The sequence below is a fragment of the Bradyrhizobium sp. Leo170 genome (assembly GCF_004296405.1).
Lineage (GTDB): Bacteria > Pseudomonadota > Alphaproteobacteria > Rhizobiales > Xanthobacteraceae > Bradyrhizobium.
This window is the reverse complement of sequence record NZ_PSRR01000593.1, coordinates 1-2662: the sequence shown is the minus strand read 5'-3', so window position 1 is coordinate 2662 and position 2662 is coordinate 1. Positions and strand designations below refer to the sequence as shown.

The window sequence follows — 2662 nt, the reverse complement described above, 5'->3', positions numbered from 1 at the left end:
TTGCCTGCAGCCGGAGAACACCGCGCCCATGCTGGCGCCTTCGCGGGCAAACCGCACCGAGCCAGAGCGCGGCTTGTCGTCGGTGGGAAAGCCGCAGGCCCAGCCGGTGCGGCTGGCGAGATCGAGCGCGAGAATGCGCGGCGCATATGTCATGCCGCCTCCGTCAGCTCGATGAAACGCCCGTCAAGCCCGCAGGTTCGCAGAACCTCCGCGTCGCGCGCGCCATAGGCGATCAGCACCGACGGCGCGCCGGAATTGTTGTTCGCCCGCGTGCCGTCAGCATGATGGAAAAACAACCTTCCATGCAGGAACAGGAGCGCGGTCGCTTGATTCCACACCGTCTCAAAGAACAGGTCGGTTTCGGTGCGTGCAAAGATCAGCGCGGTCCCGCAGCCGTGCGCCGCCATGCGGCGCAACCAGGGGCCGACAATGACCGGGCCGCCATAAGGTGGATTGAGCCAGACCCGGCCATGCCAGCGCTTGAGCAGCCCGTTATCGAGAATCGTGTAGTGCTCTTTCGCGAAGTCCCATGGGCGATCGATCGGCGCGCAGGGGTCGAGATCGAATGACAGTGCGCCACCCAATGCCGCGATGATCTCCGGCGGCGTCAGCCACTCGTCCTTGAGCATGATCGGGCTATGGTGTCCGCCAATGCCGAGCCGGCCTTGTCGCTCCATCTTCATGCCACCGACCTCCAGCGTTGTTCGCGGAAGACCGGCAGGAATGCCAGCTCATCGATGTTCGACAGCTCGGACTTGGGCAGCCACCACGTGCCGCGTTCGAGACCGTGATTACCATCAGCGATGCGCTTCTGCCTGTAGAAGCGGCCCTTGGTGATCCAACCCTCGACCCAGCAGCAGGACCAGTCACGTTCGCTGATCGATACCGCAGCGATGACGTCGAACTGCTTCTGCTCGTAGAGATCATTGATGGTGTTGGACCAGATCAGCTTGAAGGGCGGCAGCGTCGTCTTGACGTCGATCCGGGCGCCGTTGAGCACCAGGTCGTGGCCCGGGTCCGGGCTGTCGACGCTCCACTTGACCGCGGCATCCGGATCGAGACCGCAATGGATCGCGGCGGCGACCTCGCCGACCTTGCTGCGCCCGAGAATGACCGGATTGCTCTCGGTCCCACGGTTGCCGGAACGGGCACGGGATTGCGGAGAGCCGCCAGCGGCATAATGCGCGACCAGCGCTTTGCCGAACGCGAAGCCGCGCGCAACCAACGTCGATGGGACGCGCACGAGCTTGCGGTTGGCGTTGGTCATGCGGCGACCTCCGCCTCGTTGCCCCAGGCTGCCCAGCCCGGCCGCGCCGGCCCGCGCCGGTTCAGTTCGATCTTGGGAAGGTTGGGGAAATAGGCCTCGATCAGCTCGCAGAACGCTTCGGGCTTTGCCGAATGCTCGCCGCGCGGCTGCTCGATCACCGAATCCCATTGCAGGCCCGGCGCCGGACAGGGCACCTTGCCGCGCACGCCAACCAACAGATGTTCGTGACGGAAGCGGAACCAATAGCCGGTGCCGGTGCGATCCTTGATCCAGACCGCGTTGGACACGTAGCCAAAGCCCCACGCCGCCATCACCTCCAGCGCCTGCGGCAGCATCGGCGGCGTCGCGCACAGAAACAGGACGCTGTCATCGGCCGCGATCGACGGCACGTCGCGCGCCTTGATCGTCTCCAGCGGCGAGGTCGGGTAATGCATGTCCGCCGACGAATTGATCAGGCCGGCCTCGGACCACGTCTCAAAGCGCCATTCCGGGTCGGCGTAGATCACGCCGAACTTCCGCTCGGGCAGCGCGCACTGCTTCCGGCCGAGCACGGCCTCACGCTGGGCGCGGGCCTTCTGCTTGACCACCTTGCGCGCGGCGTTGATCTCGCCGGCCTGGGCGAGGCTGGCGATCTCGCACTGATCTTCGGCCGGCAGCTTACTGGCGCGCGCAGCGATGCTGACCGCGAGATGGCCCTGGTTGACGGCTTGGGCCAGTTCGGGCGCGGCGTGGTCTAGAACCGCGCTTGCAGCGTTGACGCTGCGCTCGGAGACGTTCATCAGCAGAGCAGCGGTCTTGCGATCAAAACGCAAAATTGCGTTTTGATCTACGGATTTGCGGTCACCGCCGCGCGTCACGTTTTCGAGGCGAGCCGCCACCATCGCCCGCTGGCTGGCATCCAGATGGCGCCGCTTCATGTTAAGACTGAGCACATACCCGACGGGATTTTCGCCGTCATAGACGCGCGTCGGACAATCGACGCCAGCCTCTAGGGCAGCGCGATATCGATTGCGGCCGTCGAGGATTTTCCTCTGGTACAGAACGATCGGCTCGCACACGCCGTTGGCGCGGATATCGGCGAGGAAGCCGGCATATTCCGCGCCTTCGATCAGCGGGAAGATGCTCGCCAGCGGATGCGGCTCCAGGCGTTCCATGGCGCGCCCCCGTCAATGAGCGGTGGCGGTGGCGCCTTCGTACTCCGAGTTCATGGCCGCCGCCCTCCAGAGCGGCAGGTCCTTGACGCCCTCGGCGACCGCGAGCATCGCCAGCACCTGCTGCTGGTCGGCCTCGAGTTCCTCGTAGATCTCGCGGTTCTTCTGCTCGTTGTCGCGGATCTTCACCAGCGAGCGCAATTCCTTGGTCGGAACGCCGCGCGCCTTGGCTTCCTTGTAAACA

At 65.0% G+C, this 2662-nt stretch carries 4 protein-coding genes; all 4 read right to left on the bottom strand.

What is annotated here, in order from left to right; genetic code table 11:
• Positions 1 to 149 precede the first annotated feature (149 nt).
• On the bottom strand, positions 150 to 683 hold the full coding sequence (locus CWO89_RS42875; RefSeq protein ID WP_245476834.1) for a DNA N-6-adenine-methyltransferase: 534 nt from the start codon (positions 681 to 683) through the stop codon (positions 150 to 152).
• On the bottom strand, positions 680 to 1267 hold the full coding sequence (locus CWO89_RS42870) for a hypothetical protein (RefSeq protein ID WP_130584223.1): 588 nt from the start codon (positions 1265 to 1267) through the stop codon (positions 680 to 682). The genes CWO89_RS42875 and CWO89_RS42870 overlap by 4 nt, the downstream gene beginning before the upstream one ends.
• On the bottom strand, positions 1264 to 2421 hold the full coding sequence (locus tag CWO89_RS42865; protein WP_245476833.1) for an MT-A70 family methyltransferase: 1158 nt from the start codon (positions 2419 to 2421) through the stop codon (positions 1264 to 1266). Before CWO89_RS42865 ends, CWO89_RS42870 begins: the two co-directional genes overlap by 4 nt.
• 12 nt (positions 2422 to 2433) lie before the next feature.
• On the bottom strand, positions 2434 to 2662 hold a 229-nt coding region (locus CWO89_RS42860), incomplete at its 5' end, for a GapR family DNA-binding domain-containing protein (protein ID WP_130584222.1).